The sequence below is a fragment of the Acinetobacter suaedae genome, from assembly GCF_008630915.1.
GTDB lineage: Bacteria > Pseudomonadota > Gammaproteobacteria > Pseudomonadales > Moraxellaceae > Acinetobacter > Acinetobacter suaedae.
This window is the reverse complement of sequence record NZ_CP043909.1, coordinates 3,241,114-3,262,877: the sequence shown is the minus strand read 5'-3', so window position 1 is coordinate 3,262,877 and position 21,764 is coordinate 3,241,114. Positions and strand designations below refer to the sequence as shown.

Genomic DNA, 21,764 nt, shown 5'->3' with positions numbered 1-21,764 from the left:
GATGAGAATCTCCGATCAAGTGGTCATGAAATTACAGGCACTCATTGAGCAGCGCCAAATGAAAAAAGGTGATCGTTTGCCAGCCGAGCGCCAGCTTGCGATCAGTTTGGGGGTGTCTCGTCCGTCCTTACGTGAAGCGATCCAACAGTTAAATAGTCAAGGCGTGCTCAGTAGTCGTCGTGGTGATGGCACCTATATTCAGCAATTGCCAGAGCAGTGGCCACAACAATTGATTGTGAATCCAATCAGTCATTTGATTGAAGAAGATCCGCTGTACCGTTTTGATGTGCAGGAGGCGAGGTTGTTGTTGGAAGGTGGAACTGCATGGTATGCGGCACTACGTTCGACACCAGAAGATCGCGCCAAAATCCATCATTATTTTGATGAGATTAGTCGTTATCAAAATGCAGGCGATTCAGCTCAGGCGGCAGTGGCGGATGCTGAGTTCCACTTAGCGATTGCCGAGGCCTCACACAATATTGTGCTGATCCAGATGATGCGTAGTCTGTTTGACTTATTGCAATACAACGTCTTACTGGGACGCAAGAAAGTTTATAACGATCCTGTGAATGGTGACTTATTGAGTGAGCAGCATTTTCAGGTGATGGATGCGATTGATCGTAAAGATCCAGAGGCTGCACGCCGAGCGGTGTGTGGTCATATTGAATTTGTGATTAATCATGTACGTGCTCTGGACGAAGATGAAGCTCGTCAGAAACGTGCAACACGTTTACCAAGAGTTGATTCAAAATGATTATTTCTTCTGGCAATGATTATCGTGCTGCGGCACAACGTCGTTTACCGCCCTTTTTATTTCACTATATCGACGGTGGTGCCTATTCGGAATATACCTTAAAACGCAATGTACAAGATCTTTCGGAGATTGCTTTGCGCCAACGAGTGCTGAATGACATGTCAGCCTTGAGTCTGGAAACCAAACTGTTTAATGAAACATTATCAATGCCAGTGGCTTTGGCACCTGTCGGTTTAACCGGCATGTATGCACGTCGAGGTGAAGTTCAGGCAGCTGTGGCAGCGGATAAAAAGGGTATTCCATTTACGCTCTCAACAGTCTCGGTCTGTCCGATTGAAGAAGTGGTACCAGCGATTCAGCGTCCAATGTGGTTTCAGCTTTATGTATTGCGTGACCGTGGTTTTATGCGTAATGCCTTGGAACGTGCCAAAGCCGCAGGTTGTTCGACTTTGGTGTTTACGGTGGATATGCCAGTGCCGGGTGCACGCTATCGTGATGCCCATTCAGGCATGAGTGGGCCAAATGCGGCGATGCGTCGTTATTTGCAATCGATGTTTCATCCGCATTGGGCATGGAATGTGGGGATGTGTGGTCGTCCACATGACTTAGGCAATATCTCAAAATATTTAGGTAAACCGACAGGGCTTGAGGATTATATTGGCTGGTTAGGCTCTAACTTTGATCCATCGATTTCATGGAAAGACCTCGAGTGGATTCGTGAGTTTTGGGATGGCCCAATGGTCATTAAAGGGATTCTGGATCCTGAAGATGCTAAAGATGCTGTGCGTTTTGGTGCAGATGGCATTGTGGTGTCGAATCATGGTGGTCGTCAGCTGGATGGTGTGATGTCTTCTGCGCGTGCTTTGCCTGCGATTGCTGATGCCGTCAAAGGTGATTTAGCGATTTTGGCAGACTCTGGCATTCGTAATGGTTTAGATGTGGTGCGGATGTTAGCCCTAGGTGCAGATACGGTGTTATTGGGCCGTGCTTTTGTGTATGCCTTGGCGGCAGCAGGCGGGCAAGGGGTGTCGAATTTACTGGATTTGATTGATAAGGAAATGCGGGTGGCAATGACGTTGACGGGTGCTAAGTCGATTCAGGAGATTAATAGGGATTGTTTGGTACAGGCAAGTAAATTGGGTGTGTCACTGGCAGAACAGGCGTAGCTTAAGCGAGATAAAGTAATAACCCCTGTTTTAGTTACTGCCTCATAATGGGGTGACTTGCTTATGTCTGATGTATAGGCATTTGTCACTTTTGAAGGATCAAAAGTAACCAAAAATCCTCTATTCCGATGACGGTACTTCCCTGCTACCGCATCGGAACAGGCGGCATCCTTGCCGCCAATCGCGATAGTATCTGTAAGGGATTTAAATTTTAAAATTGTATTTTTTAATATAATTTTCAGTGCATTACGTGGATGATCCAAAGGAGCCATCATGCAAACATTTTCTCCCAAAGTGGTGATTGACCGTTTACAGCAGATTGTTGGGCGGCAACATGTGTTGAGTGATGATCAAAGTACCCGCCAGTATCGTCAAGGTCGCCGTTTTGGGGAGGGCAAAGTCTTTGCTGTGGTCATTCCTGGTACTTTGTTGGAACAATGGAAAGTGCTGCAAGCTGCTATCGAAGCAGATTGTATTGTGATTATGCAAGCTGCCAATACGGGGCTGACCGGCGGTTCAACACCGTATGGCGATGATTATGACCGTCCGGTGTTGGTGATGAGTACGCGCCGTTTAAAGGGCATTCAGGTCATCCATGAGGGTAAGCAGGTAATTTGCTTACCGGGTGCTACGTTGGACAATCTAGAACATGTGCTCAAAGGTTATGATCGGGAGCCGCATTCGGTGATCGGTTCTTCCTGTATTGGCGCATCGGTGCTGGGTGGTGTCTGTAATAACTCTGGCGGTGCCTTGGTACGTCGAGGCCCTGCCTATACAGAACTGGCGCTGTATGCACAGGTTAATTCTGCTGGCCAATTAGAACTGGTGAATCACTTAGGGGTGAATTTAGGCACAACTCCTGAGGAGATCCTGACCCGTTTAGAGCAGCAGCACTATCAGGTGACAGATATTTTAGACGATCCCGATAAACAGGCATCCGATCAGCGTTATGCACACGATGTGACTCAAGTTGATGAAGATACGCCAGCGCGTTTTAACGCAGACCCATCACGTCTGTTTGAAGCCTCGGGCTCGGCAGGTAAAGTCTGTGTGTTTGCGGTACGTCTCGATACCTATGAAAAAGTAGAAAGTAGTGTATTTTATATTGGATCGAACGATGCTGATGATCTGACTGCAATTCGCCGTTATTTACTGACCTCATTGCCCAGTTTGCCGATTGCAGGGGAATATATTCACCGCGATGCCTATCATATTGGCGAAAAATATGGGAAAGACACTTTCCTGTTTATTGAAAAATTTGGCACAGCCTATGTACCGAAAGCCTTTGCACTCAAGGATAAGGTCGATGGCTTCTTAGAAAGGTTGAAGATCACAGGATTGACTGATCATATTTTACAAGTGATGACTTCCTTGTTGCCGAGTCATTTACCCAAGCGCATGACCGAGTATCGAGATCGCTACGAGCATCACCTGATGTTGCGAGTCGAAAACAATTGCAAAGCACAGACCGAGCAATTTTTACAACACTATTTTGCAGTACATGCCTCAGGCAACTTCTTTCTTTGTGATGCGGAGGAAGGACGTAAAGCCTTTTTACATCGTTTTGCGGTGGCCGGTGCAGCGATTCGTTATCGTGATACCCATCGAGATGAAGTCGAAGACATTGTGGCACTAGATATTGCATTGCGCCGTAATGATCATGAATGGGTCGAGCAATTGCCTGCGGAGATGGAACAGCAGATTATTCATAAACTTTATTATGGACACTTTTTTTGTCATGTTTTCCATCAGGACTATATTCTTAAAAAGGGCAATGATCCATTGGAAATGGAACATCAAATGTGGAAATTACTGGATGTACGTCGTGCGGAATATCCTGCTGAGCACAATGTCGGGCATTTGTATATTGCCAAGCCTGCATTGGCAAATTTCTATCAAAAGCTTGATCCGAATAATTGTTTTAATGTCGGGATTGGTCAGACTTCAAAATTAAAATATTGGGGTAAGCTAAAGTCCTAGTCTCAAAATAGGCAATAAAAAAGGTGCCGAGGCACCTTTTTTCAATCCTCACAATTTAAGCTGATTTTGCTAGAACTTCAGCCATTGCTTTGGCAACTTTATACACATTGTTCATGTTGAGACCTGCAACGCAGATACGACCACTGCGCACAAGGTAAATGGCATACTCTTCACGCAGCGTATCGACTTGTTCGCCTGTCAAACCTGTGTAGCTGAACATGCCTTTTTGGTTTACAAGGTAGCTAAAGTCACGGTCAGGAAGTGCTTTGCTCAACTCATCTTTTAAGATGCTACGCATTTTGATAATACGCTCACGCATCTCTTTGACTTCACCTTGCCATTGTTGATTTAGATCAGCGTCATTTAATACTTGATCAACCAACCATGCACCAGTTGTTGGTGGGCTAGAGTAGATACGACGTACAGTTGCTTTTAACTGACCAAATGTGCATTTTGCTGCTTCAGCGTCATCACATACGAAAGTTAAACCACCAACACGCTCACCATAAAGTGAGAAGATTTTAGAGAACGAGTTGCTGACGATGAAGTTCAAACCTGCTTGGTCTAAAGCACGAATCGCATAAGCATCTTGTTCCATACCATCGCCAAAACCTTGGTAAGCGATGTCGAGGAATGGGATGAGGTTACGCTCTTTTAATACCGCAATCACTTGATCCCACTGTGCTGGATTTAAATCCGCACCTGTCGGGTTGTGGCAGCATGGGTGTAACAACACGATGCTTTGTTCTGGCAAAGTTTTTAGTGTTGATAACATACCATCAAAATCAACGCCGCGTGTTTCTGCATCGAAGTATGGGTAGAAGTTGCTCTTGATGCCAGCACCGTTAAAGATTGCCACATGGTTGTCCCATGTTGGTTGGCTCACCCAAACTTCTGAATTTGGGAAATAGGTTTTTAAAAAGTCTGCACCCACTTTTAATGCACCTGAACCACCCAGCGTTTGAATGGTAGCAACACGACCTTGTTGAATTGCAGGGCTATTTGAACCAAACAATAACGCTTGAATCGCATCACGGTAAGGTTTGAAACCTTCCATTGGAAGATAAAGTTTGGTTTGAGTATTTTTAGGTGCAATACGTTTTTGAGCTTCGATAATGGTATCGAGCTGTGGAACGATACTGTCCTCGTTGTAATACAAACCAATACTTAGATTAACCTTTTCAGCGCGTGAATCAGCATTAAACTGTTCCATTAACGAGAGGATTGGATCGCCTGCATAAGGTGGGATATGTTGAAACATTAACAATGTCCTTTTATTCAACAAGGTGCATGGATGTGTCTTGTGGAGCATGACTCCAGATGCCCAATAATGTACCAATAAAGCGATGATGAAGCACGCTGTTATTTACATTTCTAGTGTAGGGTCTGTTGACATTTCACAGATGCTTGCGACAGAGGACATTTTTTAGACGGTACAAGGCATGTTTAGCGAAATTTAGTTATTCTAAATGAGCGAAACATAACGTAGTAACGGCAAAAAATGTTCCTGTCCCGCAGGGTTATGGCTAAAACCTCCCTAAACTGCGTTATGAAACTTGACAAGGGAAGGCCATTGCCTGCGTTTCATGCCTTGTTTATGTTGTTTTAGCCGATAACGCAATGCATGGCTGAAATATCAACAGACCCTATTATTTACTTACAAAAATTCGTAGCAAAGTGCTCGATTATAAGGATTGTCTACAATCAAGGTGTCATACCATAGTCGTAGCATGTATCGTACAAATAAGCTGGAAGATACATTCGAGAAGGTATGTAAAGCCTATTTATGCACACTAAAGATTTGTTTTATTTGTATTTTATTAGGTTTGTTTGATGGTTGTGAATGGATCTGGTCAGAATGATGAGAATCTCAGACTGACTGAGTAGGTCTGTTTATTGTCGACAATCCTATTGCATTATTTGTATTATCTCGTTATAAAATCATCAAAACTGTAGAGATTGTCGACAATATGCAAGATACCCTAGTTCCACAAGATATAAGCACGAGTCAGGGAAGAACACTGACGGAACACGTATTTAAGCAAATCCAATCGGCGATAGTTTTAGGAAAAATTCCTGCGGGCAGTAAAATATCTGAACCTGAACTGGCGCGGATTTACGGTATCAGTCGTGGTCCATTGCGTGAAGCCATTCATCGTCTGGAAGGGCAGAAACTGGTGGAGCGTACTGCGCATGTGGGCGCGCGCGTAGTGTCACTGTCGTTACAACAGTTTCAAGAACTCTATCAAATTCGTGCTTCACTTGAGGGTTTAGCCTGCAAATTAGCAGCACAGCATATCGATAAAAAACAAATTTTGGCATTGCGTGATGTACTGCGAATGCATGCTGAAGATGAAAATTTTAAAGCAGGTAAGGGCTATTACCTACAAGAAGGTCAAGACGATTTCCATTACTGCATTATTAAAAGCAGCGGTAATAAAACCTTAGAAAAAATGTTATGTGATGAGTTGTATCACCTCATTCGTATGTATCGAATTCAATTTTCAAATACCCCTGATCGTCCGAGCAAAGCTTGGGACGAACATATCCGCATTTTAGATGCGATTGCAGAAGGTGACGGTGAACTTGCCGAAATGCTCATGCATCGTCATATCAATGCATCCTACAAAATTGTTGAGCAAACATTGCTGCAAACCCAAGGAGAACATCAACATGGCTAAATCTGCTGGTCAGCTATTCCGCGACGCGGTCGCAAATGAAAAACCATTACAAGTGGTTGGTGCGATTAACGCTAACCATGCGTTATTGGCAAAACGTGCAGGCTATAAAGCAATTTATTTGTCAGGTGGTGGTGTTGCCGCAGGTTCATTAGGTTTACCTGATTTAGGGATTAGTAACCTTGATGATGTATTGACGGATGTACGCCGTATTACCGATGTGTGTGACCTGCCACTTTTGGTTGATGTAGATACAGGTTTTGGTGCTTCAGCATTCAATATTGCACGTACCACTAAATCAATGATTAAGTTTGGTGCGGCAGCGATGCATATCGAAGACCAAGTGGGTGCAAAGCGTTGTGGACACCGTCCGAACAAAGCGATCGTGACGCAACAAGAAATGGTTGATCGTATCAAAGCGGCAGTGGATGCACGTACCGATGAAAACTTTGTGATCATGGCGCGTACTGATGCACTTGCAGTTGAAGGCTTACAAGCAGCAATTGATCGTGCAGGCGCTTACATCGAAGCAGGTGCGGATATGTTATTCCCTGAAGCGATTACTGAATTGGCAATGTATAAGCAATTTGCAAATGCAACCAAAGTACCTATATTAGCAAATATTACTGAGTTTGGTTCTACACCATTATTCACGACTGAAGAATTGGCTTCTGCGGATGTGAGCATTGCGTTGTACCCACTTTCAGCATTCCGTGCGATGAATAAAGCAGCGGAAAATGTGTATGTGACTTTGCGTCAAGAAGGCACACAGAAGAACGTTGTTGACACCATGCAAACCCGTCAAGAATTGTATGAACGTATTAATTACCATGCGTTTGAACAGTATCTTGATGGAACTTTTGCGAAGAATAAATAGTTTAGCTTTTCTAACCTCTCCCAGAAAGAGAGGGATTTCACGAATTAAAGACTTTCTAGTGGAGATAAAAAGAGTATTTTATCAGTTTCATGAAAGTCTCAATGATCGTGAAGGCGGCATGGATGCCGCCACGTTGGACTGCGGTAGCAAGGAGGTACCGTCAGGCCAACAAAGGATTTTTGCTTACTTTTGATCCATCAAAAGTAAGTCCAACCGAAGGCTTATCCTCAAATCAGATGAGAGTTCGGTACGACACCGCTAAGAAATTCACCCCAAAGATATAAAAAAGGACAATCTTATGAGCAGTAATGAAACTCCAACAGGCTTCAAACCAAAAAAATCAGTTGCGTTAAGTGGTCAAGTTGCAGGTAACACAGCACTTTGTACCGTAGGTCGTAGTGGTAATGACTTGCACTACCGTGGTTATGACATTCTTGACCTTGCAGTGGGTAGCGAATTCGAAGAAGTTGCACACTTGCTTGTACATGGCAAACTTCCAAACAAAGCTGAGTTGAAAGCTTATAAAGCAAAACTGAAAGCGCTTCGTGGCTTACCAGCAGCATTGAAAACTGCACTTGAGCAGTTACCACCATCTGCACATCCAATGGACGTGATGCGTACGGGCGTTTCAGTTCTAGGTTGTTTAACGCCTGAACATGAAGACCATAATGAAGCAGGTGCGAAAGACATCGCTGATAAATTGATGGCAAGCTTAGGTTCAATGTTGTTGTATTGGTACCACTTCAGCAACAACGGTCGTCGTATCGAAGTTGAAACCAATGATGACTCAATCGCTGCGCATTTCCTCCATTTACTTCATGGCGAAGCGCCATCTGAAGAATGGATTCAAGCCATGCATACGTCTTTGATTCTGTATGCAGAGCATGAATTTAATGCTTCAACCTTTACTTCACGTGTGGTTGCAGGTACAGGTTCAGACATGTATTCAGCAATTACAGGTGGTATTGGTGCGCTACGTGGTCCAAAACACGGTGGTGCGAACGAAGTTGCATTCGTGATTCAACAACGTTATGACAATGCTGACGAAGCAGAAGCAGATATTCGTAGCCGTGTAGAGAAGAAAGAAGTGATTATCGGCTTTGGACACCCAGTTTATACGATCTCAGATCCACGTAACGAAGTGATCAAGAAAGTGGCGCATGACTTGGCTGAGGCTCAAGAGAACACCAAAATGTATCTCATTGCTGAACGTTTAGAGTCAGTGATGAAAGAAGTGAAAAACATGTTCCCGAACCTCGATTGGTTCAGTGCGGTGAGCTATCACTTGATGGGTGTTCCAACAGCAATGTTCACACCATTATTCGTGATTGCACGTACAGCTGGTTGGTCTGCACACGTGATTGAACAACGTCAAGACGGTAAGATCATTCGTCCAAGCGCGAATTATACTGGCCCTGAAAACTTAGAATTTAAACCATTGGCGGAGCGTGGTTAATGACAAATCAATACCGTAAACCGCTGGCAGATACCCAGCTCGAATACTATGACGTGCGTCAAGCCGTTGAAGATATTCAGCCAGGCGCATATGAAACTTTGCCATACACATCTAAAGTGTTGGCAGAGCAGCTTGTACGTAAAGCTGATGCAGAAAACTTAACTGATTATTTAAAGCAATTGATTGAACGCCGTCAGGATATGGATTTTCCTTGGTATCCTGCGCGTGTAGTTTGTCATGACATTTTGGGTCAAACCGCACTTGTCGACCTAGCTGGTTTACGTGATGCGATTGCTGACAAAGGTGGCGATCCTTCTAAAGTGAACCCAGTAGTTCCTACGCAGTTGATCGTGGATCACTCTTTGGCAGTGGAATATGGCGGCTTTGATCCTGACGCGTTTGAAAAAAACCGTGCAATCGAAGATCGTCGTAACGAAGACCGTTTCCACTTTATCGAGTGGACGAAAACCGCATTTAAAAATGTCGACGTGATCCCTGCGGGTAACGGCATCATGCATCAGATCAACTTGGAGAAAATGTCTCCAGTGATTCAAAATCGTGATGGCTTAGCGTTCCCAGATACATGTGTAGGTACAGACTCACATACACCACATACGGATGCACTTGGTGTGATCTCAGTGGGTGTGGGTGGTTTAGAAGCTGAAAACGTGATGTTGGGTCGTGCATCTTGGATGCGTCTTCCAGACATTATCGGTGTTGAGCTTGTCGGTCAGCGTCAAGCAGGCATCACAGCGACGGATATCGTATTGGCACTTACTGAATTCTTACGTAAAGAACGTGTGGTGGGTGCATATCTTGAGTTCTTCGGTGAAGGTGCAGACACCATGTCGATTGGTGACCGTGCAACCATCTCGAACATGACACCTGAATACGGTGCAACGGCTGCGATGTTCTATATCGACCAAAACACCATTGATTATTTACGCCTGACAGGTCGTGAAGATGCACAAGTGGCATTGGTTGAGCAATATGCAAAAGAAATCGGTCTTTGGGCATCGGATATGACCAAAGCGCAGTATCCACGTGTACTTCGTTTTGATCTTTCAACCGTCACTCGTAACATTGCAGGTCCATCAAATCCACATGCACGTGTATCGACTGCTGACTTGAAAGAAAAAGGTATTGCAGGTGTTGTTGAAAATCGTACTGACGGTTTAATGCCTGATGGCGCGATCATCATTGCTGCGATCACGTCTTGTACCAATACCTCAAACCCACGTAACACCGTGGCAGCAGGTCTATTGGCACGTAAAGCCAATGAACTTGGTTTAGTGCGTAAACCTTGGGTGAAATCTTCATTTGCACCAGGTTCTAAAGCGGCTGCACTTTATCTTGAAGAAGCTGGCGTACTCAAAGACCTAGAGAAACTTGGTTTTGGTATCGTGGCGTATGCATGTACGACGTGTAATGGTATGTCAGGTGCGCTTGATCCAGTGATTCAACAAGAAATCATTGACCGTGATTTGTATGCGACAGCGGTACTTTCGGGTAACCGTAACTTCGATGGTCGTATCCATCCTTATGCAAAACAAGCGTTCTTGGCATCGCCTCCACTTGTTGTAGCCTATGCGATTGCAGGGACAATTCGTTTTGACATCGAAAAAGATGCACTGGGTACAGACAAAGACGGTAATCCAATTTACCTGAAAGACATCTGGCCATCTGATGCTGAAATTGATGCACTGGTCAAAGAAGCTGTGAAGCCTGAACAATTCCGTAAAGTCTACATTCCTATGTTTGACCTCGGTGAAGTTGAGCAAGCGGAAAGCCCACTTTACGACTGGCGTCCAATGAGTACTTACATCCGTCGTCCGCCGTATTGGGAAGGGGCGTTGGCTGCACCACGTACGTTGACCAACATGCGTCCGCTTGCAATTTTGGGTGATAACATCACCACTGACCATTTATCGCCTTCAAATGCGATCATGATGGATTCGGCTGCGGGTGAATACCTACACAAAATGGGCGTACCTGAAGAAGACTTCAACTCGTACGCAACGCACCGTGGTGACCATTTAACTGCACAACGTGCAACCTTTGCCAACCCGAAACTGTTTAATGAAATGGTGGTTCGTTCAGACGGCACGATTAAACAAGGTTCAAAAGCGCGTGTCGAGCCTGAAGGCGAAGTGATGCGTATGTGGGAAGCGATTGAAACTTATATGAACCGTAAGCAACCGTTGATCATTGTTGCGGGTGCGGATTATGGTCAAGGTTCAAGCCGTGACTGGGCAGCGAAAGGTGTTCGTCTTGCTGGTGTTGAAGCAATCGTGGCTGAAGGTTTTGAGCGTATTCACCGTACTAATCTAGTGGGTATGGGCGTGTTACCGCTTGAGTTTAAACCAGGTGTGAACCGTAAAACGTTGAAGTTAGATGGTACTGAGCTTTATAGCGTGATTGGTAATATCTCACCGCGTTCGACTTTGACTTTAGTGATTGAGCGTTCAACTGCTGATGGTAAAGAAGAAATTCTTGAAGTGCCTGTGACTTGTCGTTTAGATACGGAAGAAGAAGTTTCTGTATATGAAGCTGGCGGTGTATTACAGCGTTTTGCGCAAGACTTTTTAGAAGGTCAAGTGGCTTGATACTTTAGTTAAATATTATTGATATTGTTTGAAAAATACCCTATTTTAAAAATGGGGTATTTTTTTGGAAAGTTATATGGATTTTGATATATTAATCTGTGATGATTTTAAAAATATATGTACGAATGAAAAAATTGCAGTTATAGAAAATAAAAAAGTGATATCTTTTTTAAATGATTTTGAAGATGGTAAATGGAGAACTAGTAAATTTAATAATTTTATATGGGATAATATTGCAGATACTGCATTAAACTATCAAGAGCGACAAGCATTATTTGATAAAAGTCATCAAAAGCTTGTTGCAGCAGCGAAAAGCTTAAGATTTGCAAATGAAAGTGATGAAATAGGACGTGGAAGTGAAGTAGCAGAAATTATGCTTTACGCAATAATGAATAATTATTACAAAGCACTACCCGTTGTACCAAAAATTTATTATAAACAAAATAGTCAAGATAATGCTAAAGGAGCCGATAGTGTTCATATAGTAGTTGATGGAGAAGAGTATAGTCTTTGGTTTGGCGAAGCAAAATTTTTTAATAGCTTGAACGATAGTAATTTTTATCAAATAACTAATTCATTGTATAATGCATTACAAACAGATAAATTGAAAAAAGAAAATTCTCTAATTTTAGGTGTAAGTGACCTTCAGTATTTGGGGTTAAGTGAGAATGTCGTTGAAAAAATAAGAAAAGATTTATCCCCAAGGAGTAGTATTGATGCTATAAAGCCATTAATAAATGTACCTATAATGGTTTTACATGAATGTGAAATAACAAATAATACTACTATTTATAGTAAGGAATACTGTGATAGTATTAAAGAAATGTATAGTGATAAAATTAACTCTTATTTTTATAAGCAATATAATAAATTAAAAGATTTGCATTTATATAGTAATATTAAATTTCATTTAATATTGTTTCCAGTTCCAAATAAAGAGCAAATTGTTAATAAATTTTTAAAAGCTGTTGAATTCTATAAAGATGGGGCAATAGACTAATGAGTAGCTTTGAAACTTTACATATAATAAATAACTTATTAATAGAGGGTAAGGAAAATGCAGCAAGAGAAACAATAATTCGTTTAATTGACAGTCTTAGTGATGATGAAATAAATTATATACGTCTACCATTAAATGATTTAATCAGAAAAGTTGGGCTTTACCCTTATATGGATAAAGCTACTGCAAATTGGCAAGAGAAGTTCTTATTAGAAGCCTTTACTGTAAATATTGGAGATAAGGAGGTTGTTCTTCATAGAGAACAATCAAAACTATTGTCAGGCTTACTAGAGGGGAAAAACTTAGCGGTAAGCGCTCCAACAAGTTTCGGCAAAAGTTTTATTATTGATGCTTATATTAATTTAATAAAACCAAAAAATATAATGATAATAGTTCCAACTATTGCTTTAGCTGATGAAATTAGAAGAAGGCTACAAAATAAATTCAAAGAAGATTATAAAATTATCACAACTACGGATATCACGTTAGCAGAAAAAAATATTTTAATTCTTCCTCAGGAGAGAGCATTAAATTATCAAGATAAAATTACAGAAATTGATTTACTTGTTATTGATGAGTTTTATAAAGCAAGTAAAAATGAAAAAGATACTAGAAGTATCAGCTTGCAAAGAGCAATGCTTGAGTTTCAGAAAATTGCTAAACAAAGGTATTATTTGGCTCCTAATATTAGCGATCTTACCGAAAATATATTTACTAAAGGTATAGAGTTTATAAGTTTTGATTGTAATACTGTAGCATTAAATATTGAAAAGACATATGATAAAATAAATAAAAACTATAGTAAAACACAGGCCTTTATTGATGTGTTAAATAAAGTTAATGGAAAAACATTGGTTTATGTAAACTCTCATGTTTCTTTAAGTGGAGTGTGTACAATACTGTTTGAAAATGAAAAAAATAAAAATAATATTTTTTTAAAAGATTTTTTAGATTGGATTAGGAAAAATTACTCTAGTACATGGTATTTGAGCTTTATTGTTGAAAGAGGGGTTGCTACTTATAATAGTAGTTTACATAGATCTTTAACTCAAATTCAATTGAATATATATGAAAGTGAAATGCCACTAAATATTATAGTTTCGACTTCTTCTATTATTGAAGGTGTAAATACGTGTACAAAAAATATAATACTTTGGAGTAATAGAATTAGTAATTCTATGCTTAGTTTTTTTACTTATCGAAATATAGTGGGTAGAACTGGAAGAATGTTTAAGTACTTTGTGGGAGAAGCATTTCTTCTAGAAAGGCCACCTGAAGAAGAAGCCGTAGTACTTGACCTAGAACTTCAAGAAGAAGCTTCATTATTATTGGATGAGGATGAGTTTGCGAATGAGTTAAGTTCAGATGAGTTAAGTCGGATTATTAATTTTAAAAGTAAAATGGCTGATCTTCTAGGGGTAAAATATTCCGAATTAAAGAATATTCAGGAGTTAGATGCTTCTGAATCATCTAATTTACAGAGAATTGCTTATGCTGTTCTGTCTAATCCTTCAAAGTTTGCAAACGTAAATTTACTAAATGCAGAATATAAATATTGGGAGAGACAATTAAATAATATCTTTTATTCAATAAAGCCAACAAATTTGGGTGCAAAATATTCAGATATTCTTAAAGTTCTTTTAGTTATCAGAAATAACTGGATAAAAGAAATACCTGAAATTATTACTGAATTAGAGGATTTTGATCTTAATATAGATGATTTTTTTAAGATTGAGCGTTTAATATCTCATAATCTGGCAAATTTCCTTAAATCTTTTGAAATAATTTATAATAAGAGAGTTTCTTATAAACCTATAAATATAAATACATTTATTGAAAAAATATCTCATTCATTTCTACCTAAAAATGTGTTTTATTTAGAGGAATTTGGTCTGCCACGTTTTATTTCACGCAAGATTCATCTTTCACAGCTAATTGATTTAGAAAATAATGAAAGAGAAGTAAATGATGTTATAAATGCCTTCCTAGAAATTGGTTTTGATAATCTGATACAGCAAGTGAATGATTTAGATACTTTCGATAAATATGTGATTGGTATCTTTTATAAAGGTATTGGGGGATAAAACTCAAAATATAAAAAAAGCCCGACATCCTGTTGGGCTTTTTCGTATTTAGTTGCTGGATATGACTCCTGTCGTATCTCACGATCCTGATTCTTGAATCTATTCTTGAGGTTTGGTGTTTTGAATAATCTATTCCTATTATGGAAAAGTAGAGAATTTCCGCTCCTCAAAATTTTTATAATTGTCTAAGCAAAATATCTAAATTCCATCTTTAACTTTTCCGCCATCACCATTCGTCAGAAAGGTCAATAAATAATCAAAACTATCACGCTATAGTATATATACCATTTCTAAAATCTATGGAGAACAAAGATGGTTACTGCTGGCGAAAGACCTGGAACTGGCTTCTATTTTTGTGTCCAATGCGGACATCGCGTTTATTTAGAAATTGGTACTGATCGTTTACCTCCGTGTACCAAATGCCTTGGCAATCAATTTAACAGTAAGATTGCTTAAGCCGCAGACACCAAACAGTTATCCGCTGTTTTGAAGAAAGCCCTATCACTCGATAGGGCTTTTTTGTGAGCGAAAATAAGAGAGCGAGCTATACCAGCAAATAATTTATTCAATGCAAAGCTCGAAAAATTACAATGAAACGAGTAAATTACATGCATATTTTGAATGTGCATTTGTCGTTATGACTTTTACTTGGATTTTATTTACCTTGATGGCTGCATTTATGCAGGCATGGCGCAATGCATTTCAAAAACAACTCAGTACCACAGTCGATGTTTATGGCACGACACTGGCAAGATTTCTATTTGCACCGATTTTTGCCTTTGGTTATTTGGCTTTTCTCTATAACCAACAACCTGTGACGAGCGAAGTCAGCTTCACCCATAAATTTTGGTTCTATGTGGTGATTGCTGGGGTGAGCCAAATCTATGCAACCGCTTTAATGGTCAAATTATTTCAACAAAAGAACTATGCTATCGGAGTTGGACTTGCCAAAAGTGAAGCCATCTTAGCGGCATTGGTCGGGGTGTTGTTCTTACAAGAGCATTTAACCGCTTGGGGATGGGTGGGCGTTTCGATTGGTGCAGTGGCAGTATTTTTACTGAGTAAAGGACGGCAACACACCGAACTTTCAATCAAAACACTCATGATTGGCTTAGGCAGTGGTTTATGTTTTGCGATTACCTCATTGTTAGTCCGTGAAGCCAGTTTAGAACTCGGCATGTTGCCATTTCTCCATCGTGCGGCATGGGTACTGTGTAGCCTGATCAGCTTCCAGTGCATCATTATGTTGATATATCTCGGGATTTTTAGCCGTCAGACCTTATATAAAATGTGGCAACGATTGGGACTCACCTTCAAGGTAAGTGTTTGCAGTTTCCTTGCTTCATTGGGTTGGTTCAGTGCAATGAGTATGCAAAGCGTTGCAATCGTGAAAACGCTCGGTCAGATTGAGATTTTATTTAGCTTACTGATCTCAGCATTTTTCTTTAAAGAAAAATTAGCAAGAACAGATCATTTGGGCTTATGGCTGGTGATCGTTGCTGCGATTATGGTGATTTGGGCATAATTTTTATGCCTAAATGAAAAAATACACATGTAAATTTGAATATATCGGAATATAAATCTCATATTTTTATTAGCTGTGGGAAATATTTCCAATATTTAAGCATTGATCAGAAATTGTTTCTAAAAACATAAAAAATCTTTTGGTTTTTAGCAAAACAATCCCACCTCGATCTGCCTAAACTATGTCTCAAGGGTGTGAAAGGGATCGAAAAGAGTAGCATGCACCGATGCTTACAAAGCAAGTGTGTACGAACCCAAAAGGTCTCGATTCGGCTTAGGACGCTATAGATCAAAAGTTTATAGGCAAAGGTTATGGCTTACAAAGTCATAGGTGTTGAAGTAAACAACATGTTTTCCCTTGATACCCTCAAAATTCTGAAACTAAAAACTAAAAACTAAAAACTAAAAACTAAAAACTAAAAACTAAAAACTAAAAACTAAAAACTAAACCTCCCTTCATTCTAATTTCTCCATCTTTGTTCAATATAAATCATTGATTATACAAAACTTATGTTGGCTACATATAATGTGACACTTTAATAAGTTTATTATTTTCAAATAGTTATATTATATAGATTGATTTTTAACATGCTTTACTTGATTGACAGTGTCAAACTGAGTTGCTAGTTTGAGCCTGACTTTGGTGTTTTGGAGGGTATTTACACAATTTATGAGATGAATCTTGGTATCTGATAAATCTCGATTGGGGGATGTTGGGAAGCCCTCAAATGCATGAAAGGACAATTCAAATGAAAGTGGGTATTATTGGCTTTGGTAAAACAGGCCGTGCAGTTGCATCAGTATTATTAGAGTCGAAAAAGACCAATTTACAATGGGTTATCCGTCAATCAAAACAGTTGGAACAACAGTCGGTTGCTGATTTCTTGGGAATAGAATCCGATGAACCTAGCCATATTTTTTCAAAAGATGAATATTCTATAGCTGCACTTTTAGATCGTTATCCAGTTGATATTATTGTTGATTTTTCCTCGGAAAATGGCTTGGATTACTATGCTGAGGAAGCGGCGAGACGCGGTATCACGATTATCAGTGCGGTATCTCAATATCCTGAACAGCGAATTCAACAACTCAAACAGCTTGCAACCCAAACTTGTGTCTTACATTCACCTAATATTACCCTTGGGATCAATTTTGTCATTCTTGCAGCAAAGATTTTGAAAAATATTGCACCTGAGACCGATATTGATGTGATTGAAGAACATTTTAAAGCTAAACCTGAGGTTTCAGGTACAGCCAGAGTCATCACACGAGAACTTGATCTGCCTGAAGACAGCATTAAATCAGTACGTGCAGGTGGGATTGTGGGGGTGCATGAAATTTTATTCGGTTTTCCATTTCAAACGGTGCGACTCAAACACGAATCCATCACCCGTGAAGCTTTTGGCAACGGTATTTTATTTGCCATCGAAAACCTAAAAGATAAACCGAAAGGGTTTTATAATATGGAGGCATTATTATTGCCTTTTTTCAAATTGGATGAGCAACAAGAGGCGCATATTTTGGCACCATAACCTCTGCTTGAGTTGAATCTAGGTGCTGATGTTTCACGTGAAACATAAGTCACACTTTTATTAATTATGGCTGAAATGCTTTTGCTGTATTGCCTAAATTTCTTTATGATTTGCGCTGATTTTCTCTTTGACTATTTTGATCTACATGGCGCTAAACGACAATTTTATTTACACACCACCGCAGCAACCATTAGAAATCCTCTATGAAGATGATGATTTGGTTGTGGTGAATAAACCAGCGGGTTTGTTGTCGGTTATGGGACGCTTACCAGAGCATCAAGATAGTGCTTATTTACGTGTGTTAGAAAAATATCCATCTGCCAAAGTGACGCATCGTTTGGATATGGCAACATCAGGTTTATTGATGTTTGCCAAACATCGTGATGCGGAAGTGGCAGTCAGCAAAATGTTTCAGGCACGGACAGTCAAAAAATATTATGAGGCATTGGTACAGGGAAAGATTCAAGCTGAGGGCAGTGTCGAGGTGCCACTGATTACCGATTGGGAGAATCGCCCACGTCAGATGGTTCATTTTGAATTGGGCAAACCAGCGAAGACCCTATACCAATCGTTGCATTACGATGCAGAAACGGATCAGAGCCGCGTTCGTTTAGAGCCAGTGACAGGACGCTCACATCAGCTACGCGTTCATATGATGCATATTGGACACCCGATTATGGGGGATAAATTGTATCATCCCGAACCTGCCAAATTTCATTTGAAGCGAATGGCCCTCCATGCGGCGTATCTGGCTTTTCAACATCCTTTTCATCAGCAAAACATAGAAATTCATGCTGAGGTAAGGTTTTAAGCTTCCGCAGAAAGGAGCAATTATGTATCCAGTCCAACGTCTTACATGGCTTGAGTTGTCAGAGCTGCAACAAGCACAGCTTAAGTCGCTTTTGTTTGCAGCAGATCCTGATTGGGCTGTGATCTCGACTTATCTGTTGCAGGCAGATATTTTTGTGATGATAAATGAGCAAGATCAAATTATTGCTCAGCTTTGTTTGATTCAAAATGCAGATCAAGCCGAAATAAAAAATCTTGCGGTTGATTCAAGTCAGCAGGGACAAGGTTTAGCCAAGACCTTGATTTTGTATGTGGTTGGCGCTTTTCAGCAGTCTAGCATTCACACTTTATGGATAAAAACGGGCAACTCTAGCCTTGATCAATTGGCGCTGTATCAAAAATGTGGTTTTCGTATGTCCCATATCGAACGCAATGTCTTTCAAAACTATCCCGAACCTATTTTTGAAAACGGTATTCGATGCTTGGATCAAGTGGTGCTGTCAATCGAATATGATCTTCAGACAAACTAATTTATGGGGATCATTTGGCGGGGGCGTTCGCTACAATTATTATATTGATGCGTCTAAAAACTGACATAAAAATAGGTTAATCTATAGCCAAATATTAAACCAAATATTAACTAGACAACATAACAAAGGATATTCTTATGACACGCGATTATGACCAATTTCCAGATGATGATAATGGCAATGTACTGTGGCAAATGGTTGAAGATGGGAATGACCTAAGTGAGCCGCATGAGGTTGAATTTTCAATCGTGTTTGAAAAACAAGAACAGGTTGAAAAATGTGCCCTGCATCTTTTACACCAAGAACAAAAAATCTCCCTCTATCAAGAAGAGCTACATTCAGATGGTTCCGATATGTGGGTGTTAAATGTACACGTCAATATGATGCTGGAATATGAAGATATTGCTGATCTAGAAGAGTGGATGGTGCGTATCGCACAAGAGTTTTCAGGTGAGTACGATGGGTGGGGTTGTATGAGCTATATCTATGATGAAGATGAATAAGCATAGATAAAATGTGACTCAGCCCTCAGTGGGCTGAGCCATATCGATTAAAACTTGAATTGTGCCGATACTGAGGCATTCAAAGGTTCACCCGGTTGAACCCATACATCACTATAACTCGAAACATAATAGGTCTTATCAAACAGATTGTTCAGGTTGAACTGATAACGCTGACGATCTGATGGGGCGTAATAGGCATTTAAATTTACCAAGGTATAACTCGGTAAATTAAATCCATTATCCAGATTATGACCACTACGCTCACCGACATAGCTTAGGTTGGCACCGACACCTGCTTTCACTGCACCTTGTTGTAAAAACTCATAGTTGGTACTGATTGAACCTTGGTGTTTAGGAATATTGCTCAAGCGCGCGCCTTTGACCAAATCTTGGTCTTTCTCGATCTTGGCATCGGTATAGCTATAATTGGCATTGAGTGACCAGCGATCTGTGAATTGGCTGTTGAAGTCCAGTTCAACACCTTGGCTGCTGACTTCACCTGCAGCAGTTTGAAAACCATTGTCGATTGGATCTGTGGTCAGCACGTTCTGCTTTTGCATTTTAAATAAGGCAACACTCAGCAGGCTGTGGTCATTGATTCGATATTTACTTCCAATTTCATAGCTTTGACCTTTTTCTGGGGCAAAGTTCTCGCCATTGCGATCCATACCACTGTTCATCGCAAATGAACGACCATAGTTACTATAGAATGACCAGTGGTCTGATGCTTTGAAATTGACACCAAGGCGTGGACTGGCTTGGTTAAGGTTTTGCTTGTGTTGAGTTTGTTTTAGGTGATTTTCAAAGTTTTGTTCGACTCGATCAAAGCGAGTACCGACCAAGATGCTCCATTGATCATCAAAGAACATCTGATCTTGTAGATTAATGGCGAAATAGCGTTGTCGCTCATCGGTATTGGTAAAGCTCGCGAGACTTGGCAGAGATTGCCCATAGTGAGGCTGATAAATATCAATAGTATTTGGGTGATCCGCACTATGGTTACGACGTAATTGATATTGGCGGTAATCCAATTGTCCTAATTCTGTAGAAACCACGACTTCATGACGTGCCCATGGCGTGTCTAATTTTCCAAGTAATTCGGTTTGTGCCAGTACATCTTCGCTTTGATAATCACGATAGCGCCGTTGGCGCTCCAAAGTACGTCCATCGGTTTGCATACGGCGGGGTTCAGTCGAGAAACCGACCATTTGCGCATCTTTATAACTGATTGCGCTGTTGAGTTTCCATGCATCATTAAATTCATGGCTTAAACGCAATTGATAAAAATGGTCTTTTACCCGCATGTCACCATCCCGTGGCTCACCTGTGAAGGTTTTAGGATTCATCACAAACTGTTTCTGAACAGTACTTACTCCGCGATCAAATGTACCTAAATGTTGGGTAAATTCGCTGTCAAAATCGAGTTGGGTCTGGTCTGAGATTTTCCAGGTGAGTTGGGGTGAAAAGAACCAACGTTCACTACTAACATGATCACGAAAACTTTGATTGTCTTCATGGGCGACGGCAAAACGATAAGCAAGCACATCATTGATTGGTGCCGTATGTTCAAGGCTAATGCGATATTGTTCTTGGCTATTGGCGCGAAGGTTGATCTGGCTTTGGCTTTCCCATTCAGGCTTTTTACTGTTGATATTGAGTAATCCACCTGTTTCTCCACGACCGTAGAGTGCAGCCATCGGTCCTTTGAGGAAATCCAATGATTCGATATTGACCATATCTTTCGGTGCACTTACCCCGCGATTGACACTTAAACCATTGCGAATGGTTGCAGCCCCCAGATTTGGATCACTACTAAAACCTCGAAAGGAGTAATTATCCCAAAATCCGCCACCGTAATTATTTTGATGAAATACACCACTGACCAAGGTTAAGGCATCATCTATGCGTTGCACATCTTGTTGTTCGATCACCTGTTGAGAAAGAAATGAACGGTTAAAGGGAATGTCGAGGACATCGTGGGAGAATTTGGTTCCGCTACTATTCTGCTGAAGATCTTGTTGTGTTGTATCTGCTTGAATACGAATGGTTTCAAGTACTGTAGTACGATCATCTGCCCATGTGATTGTTGAGAAAAAACTAAACCCCAAACAAGACCAAAATCCAAGTGTACGTTGCATAAATCATCAACCAAAGAAAGACAAAAAAATAATTATGTAATGGTATAACATTACATTGAATTTTGAATCTTTTTTTAAGCGTTCTTAGAAAAAATATGTCAGCGGTTACAGTTCATGAACGCCGTACGTACTTTATGGGTTGGATGC

General features: G+C 40.5%; 17 protein-coding genes. 15 read left to right on the top strand and 2 right to left on the bottom strand.

Annotated elements, in window-relative coordinates; translation table 11 throughout:
* Position 1: 1 nt before the first annotated feature.
* The 3 genes from lldR (at position 2) to dld (ending at position 3,900) form a co-directional block, all read left to right on the top strand.
* Positions 2-754: a transcriptional regulator LldR gene (gene lldR / locus F2A31_RS15220; RefSeq protein ID WP_150027401.1), complete on the top strand. Its 753-nt coding sequence runs from the start codon at positions 2-4 to the stop codon at positions 752-754.
* Positions 751-1,920 (top strand): FMN-dependent L-lactate dehydrogenase LldD, encoded by a 1,170-nt coding sequence (gene lldD, locus F2A31_RS15215; protein WP_150027399.1) that lies wholly within the window; start codon positions 751-753, stop codon positions 1,918-1,920. The genes lldR and lldD overlap by 4 nt, the downstream gene beginning before the upstream one ends.
* 273 nt (positions 1,921-2,193) lie before the next feature.
* The gene (gene dld, locus F2A31_RS15205) at positions 2,194-3,900 is read left to right on the top strand and encodes a D-lactate dehydrogenase (RefSeq protein ID WP_150027394.1); all 1,707 of its coding nucleotides are present in this window, start codon (positions 2,194-2,196) and stop codon (positions 3,898-3,900) included.
* 55 nt (positions 3,901-3,955) lie between these two features.
* Here the strand turns inward: dld and F2A31_RS15200 are convergent, their stop codons facing one another.
* On the bottom strand, positions 3,956-5,161 hold the full coding sequence (locus tag F2A31_RS15200; RefSeq protein WP_150027392.1) for an amino acid aminotransferase: 1,206 nt from the start codon (positions 5,159-5,161) through the stop codon (positions 3,956-3,958).
* Between the two features lie 709 nt (positions 5,162-5,870).
* Between F2A31_RS15200 and F2A31_RS15195 the strand changes: the two genes are divergently transcribed.
* From F2A31_RS15195 to F2A31_RS15130, 12 genes are all read left to right on the top strand, one after another.
* Positions 5,871-6,581 (top strand): GntR family transcriptional regulator, encoded by a 711-nt coding sequence (locus F2A31_RS15195; protein ID WP_004637419.1) that lies wholly within the window; start codon positions 5,871-5,873, stop codon positions 6,579-6,581.
* A complete protein-coding gene (prpB, locus tag F2A31_RS15190) occupies positions 6,574-7,455 on the top strand; it encodes a methylisocitrate lyase (protein ID WP_150027390.1) in 882 nt (293 codons plus the stop codon). The genes F2A31_RS15195 and prpB overlap by 8 nt, the downstream gene beginning before the upstream one ends.
* 298 nt (positions 7,456-7,753) lie before the next feature.
* The gene (prpC, locus tag F2A31_RS15175; protein WP_005163494.1) at positions 7,754-8,911 is read left to right on the top strand and encodes a bifunctional 2-methylcitrate synthase/citrate synthase; all 1,158 of its coding nucleotides are present in this window, start codon (positions 7,754-7,756) and stop codon (positions 8,909-8,911) included.
* A complete protein-coding gene (acnD, locus tag F2A31_RS15170; protein WP_150027386.1) occupies positions 8,911-11,517 on the top strand; it encodes a Fe/S-dependent 2-methylisocitrate dehydratase AcnD in 2,607 nt (868 codons plus the stop codon). Before prpC ends, acnD begins: the two co-directional genes overlap by 1 nt.
* Before the next feature lie 76 nt (positions 11,518-11,593).
* Positions 11,594-12,517 carry a HamA C-terminal domain-containing protein gene (locus tag F2A31_RS15165; protein WP_150027384.1) on the top strand — a complete coding sequence of 308 codons (924 nt, stop codon included), beginning with the start codon at positions 11,594-11,596 and terminating at the stop codon, positions 12,515-12,517.
* Positions 12,517-14,601 (top strand): DEAD/DEAH box helicase, encoded by a 2,085-nt coding sequence (locus tag F2A31_RS15160; protein ID WP_150027382.1) that lies wholly within the window; start codon positions 12,517-12,519, stop codon positions 14,599-14,601. The genes F2A31_RS15165 and F2A31_RS15160 overlap by 1 nt, the downstream gene beginning before the upstream one ends.
* A gap of 312 nt (positions 14,602-14,913) precedes the next feature.
* Positions 14,914-15,057 (top strand): zinc ribbon-containing protein, encoded by a 144-nt coding sequence (locus F2A31_RS15155; RefSeq protein ID WP_150027380.1) that lies wholly within the window; start codon positions 14,914-14,916, stop codon positions 15,055-15,057.
* Between the two features lie 181 nt (positions 15,058-15,238).
* A complete protein-coding gene (locus F2A31_RS15150; protein ID WP_150027378.1) occupies positions 15,239-16,126 on the top strand; it encodes a DMT family transporter in 888 nt (295 codons plus the stop codon).
* Positions 16,127-16,874: 748 nt separating this feature from the next.
* On the top strand, positions 16,875-17,657 hold the full coding sequence (locus tag F2A31_RS15145) for a 4-hydroxy-tetrahydrodipicolinate reductase (RefSeq protein ID WP_150027838.1): 783 nt from the start codon (positions 16,875-16,877) through the stop codon (positions 17,655-17,657).
* A gap of 145 nt (positions 17,658-17,802) precedes the next feature.
* Positions 17,803-18,468, top strand: coding sequence for an RluA family pseudouridine synthase (locus F2A31_RS15140; protein WP_004637427.1), 666 nt, complete (start codon positions 17,803-17,805; stop codon positions 18,466-18,468).
* Between the two features lie 22 nt (positions 18,469-18,490).
* A complete protein-coding gene (locus F2A31_RS15135; protein WP_150027376.1) occupies positions 18,491-18,976 on the top strand; it encodes a GNAT family N-acetyltransferase in 486 nt (161 codons plus the stop codon).
* 137 nt (positions 18,977-19,113) lie between these two features.
* A complete protein-coding gene (locus tag F2A31_RS15130; protein ID WP_004637429.1) occupies positions 19,114-19,479 on the top strand; it encodes a ribonuclease E inhibitor RraB in 366 nt (121 codons plus the stop codon).
* Positions 19,480-19,526: 47 nt separating this feature from the next.
* On the opposite strand, the gene F2A31_RS15125 is transcribed toward F2A31_RS15130, so the two are convergent.
* Positions 19,527-21,617 carry a TonB-dependent receptor gene (locus F2A31_RS15125; protein WP_150027374.1) on the bottom strand — a complete coding sequence of 697 codons (2,091 nt, stop codon included), beginning with the start codon at positions 21,615-21,617 and terminating at the stop codon, positions 19,527-19,529.
* Between the last annotated feature and the right edge of the window lie 147 nt (positions 21,618-21,764).

Excerpts from the sequence above, each read along its gene's own strand:
- lldD (WP_150027399.1), top strand. The coding sequence starts at position 751 with ATGATTATTTCTTCTGGCAATGATTATCGTGCTGCGGCACAACGTCGT.
- dld (WP_150027394.1), top strand. The coding sequence starts at position 2,194 with ATGCAAACATTTTCTCCCAAAGTGGTGATTGACCGTTTACAGCAGATT.
- acnD (WP_150027386.1), top strand. The coding sequence starts at position 8,911 with ATGACAAATCAATACCGTAAACCGCTGGCAGATACCCAGCTCGAATAC.
- F2A31_RS15150 (WP_150027378.1), top strand. The coding sequence starts at position 15,239 with ATGACTTTTACTTGGATTTTATTTACCTTGATGGCTGCATTTATGCAG.
- F2A31_RS15135 (WP_150027376.1), top strand. The coding sequence starts at position 18,491 with ATGTATCCAGTCCAACGTCTTACATGGCTTGAGTTGTCAGAGCTGCAA.
- F2A31_RS15145 (WP_150027838.1), top strand. The coding sequence starts at position 16,875 with ATGAAAGTGGGTATTATTGGCTTTGGTAAAACAGGCCGTGCAGTTGCA.
- F2A31_RS15200 (WP_150027392.1), bottom strand. The coding sequence starts at position 5,161 with ATGTTTCAACATATCCCACCTTATGCAGGCGATCCAATCCTCTCGTTA.
- F2A31_RS15165 (WP_150027384.1), top strand. The coding sequence starts at position 11,594 with ATGGATTTTGATATATTAATCTGTGATGATTTTAAAAATATATGTACG.
- F2A31_RS15140 (WP_004637427.1), top strand. The coding sequence starts at position 17,803 with ATGGCGCTAAACGACAATTTTATTTACACACCACCGCAGCAACCATTA.
- F2A31_RS15195 (WP_004637419.1), top strand. The coding sequence starts at position 5,871 with ATGCAAGATACCCTAGTTCCACAAGATATAAGCACGAGTCAGGGAAGA.
- prpB (WP_150027390.1), top strand. The coding sequence starts at position 6,574 with ATGGCTAAATCTGCTGGTCAGCTATTCCGCGACGCGGTCGCAAATGAA.
- F2A31_RS15160 (WP_150027382.1), top strand. The coding sequence starts at position 12,517 with ATGAGTAGCTTTGAAACTTTACATATAATAAATAACTTATTAATAGAG.
- F2A31_RS15130 (WP_004637429.1), top strand. The coding sequence starts at position 19,114 with ATGACACGCGATTATGACCAATTTCCAGATGATGATAATGGCAATGTA.
- F2A31_RS15155 (WP_150027380.1), top strand. The coding sequence starts at position 14,914 with ATGGTTACTGCTGGCGAAAGACCTGGAACTGGCTTCTATTTTTGTGTC.
- lldR (WP_150027401.1), top strand. The coding sequence starts at position 2 with ATGAGAATCTCCGATCAAGTGGTCATGAAATTACAGGCACTCATTGAG.
- F2A31_RS15125 (WP_150027374.1), bottom strand. The coding sequence starts at position 21,617 with ATGCAACGTACACTTGGATTTTGGTCTTGTTTGGGGTTTAGTTTTTTC.
- prpC (WP_005163494.1), top strand. The coding sequence starts at position 7,754 with ATGAGCAGTAATGAAACTCCAACAGGCTTCAAACCAAAAAAATCAGTT.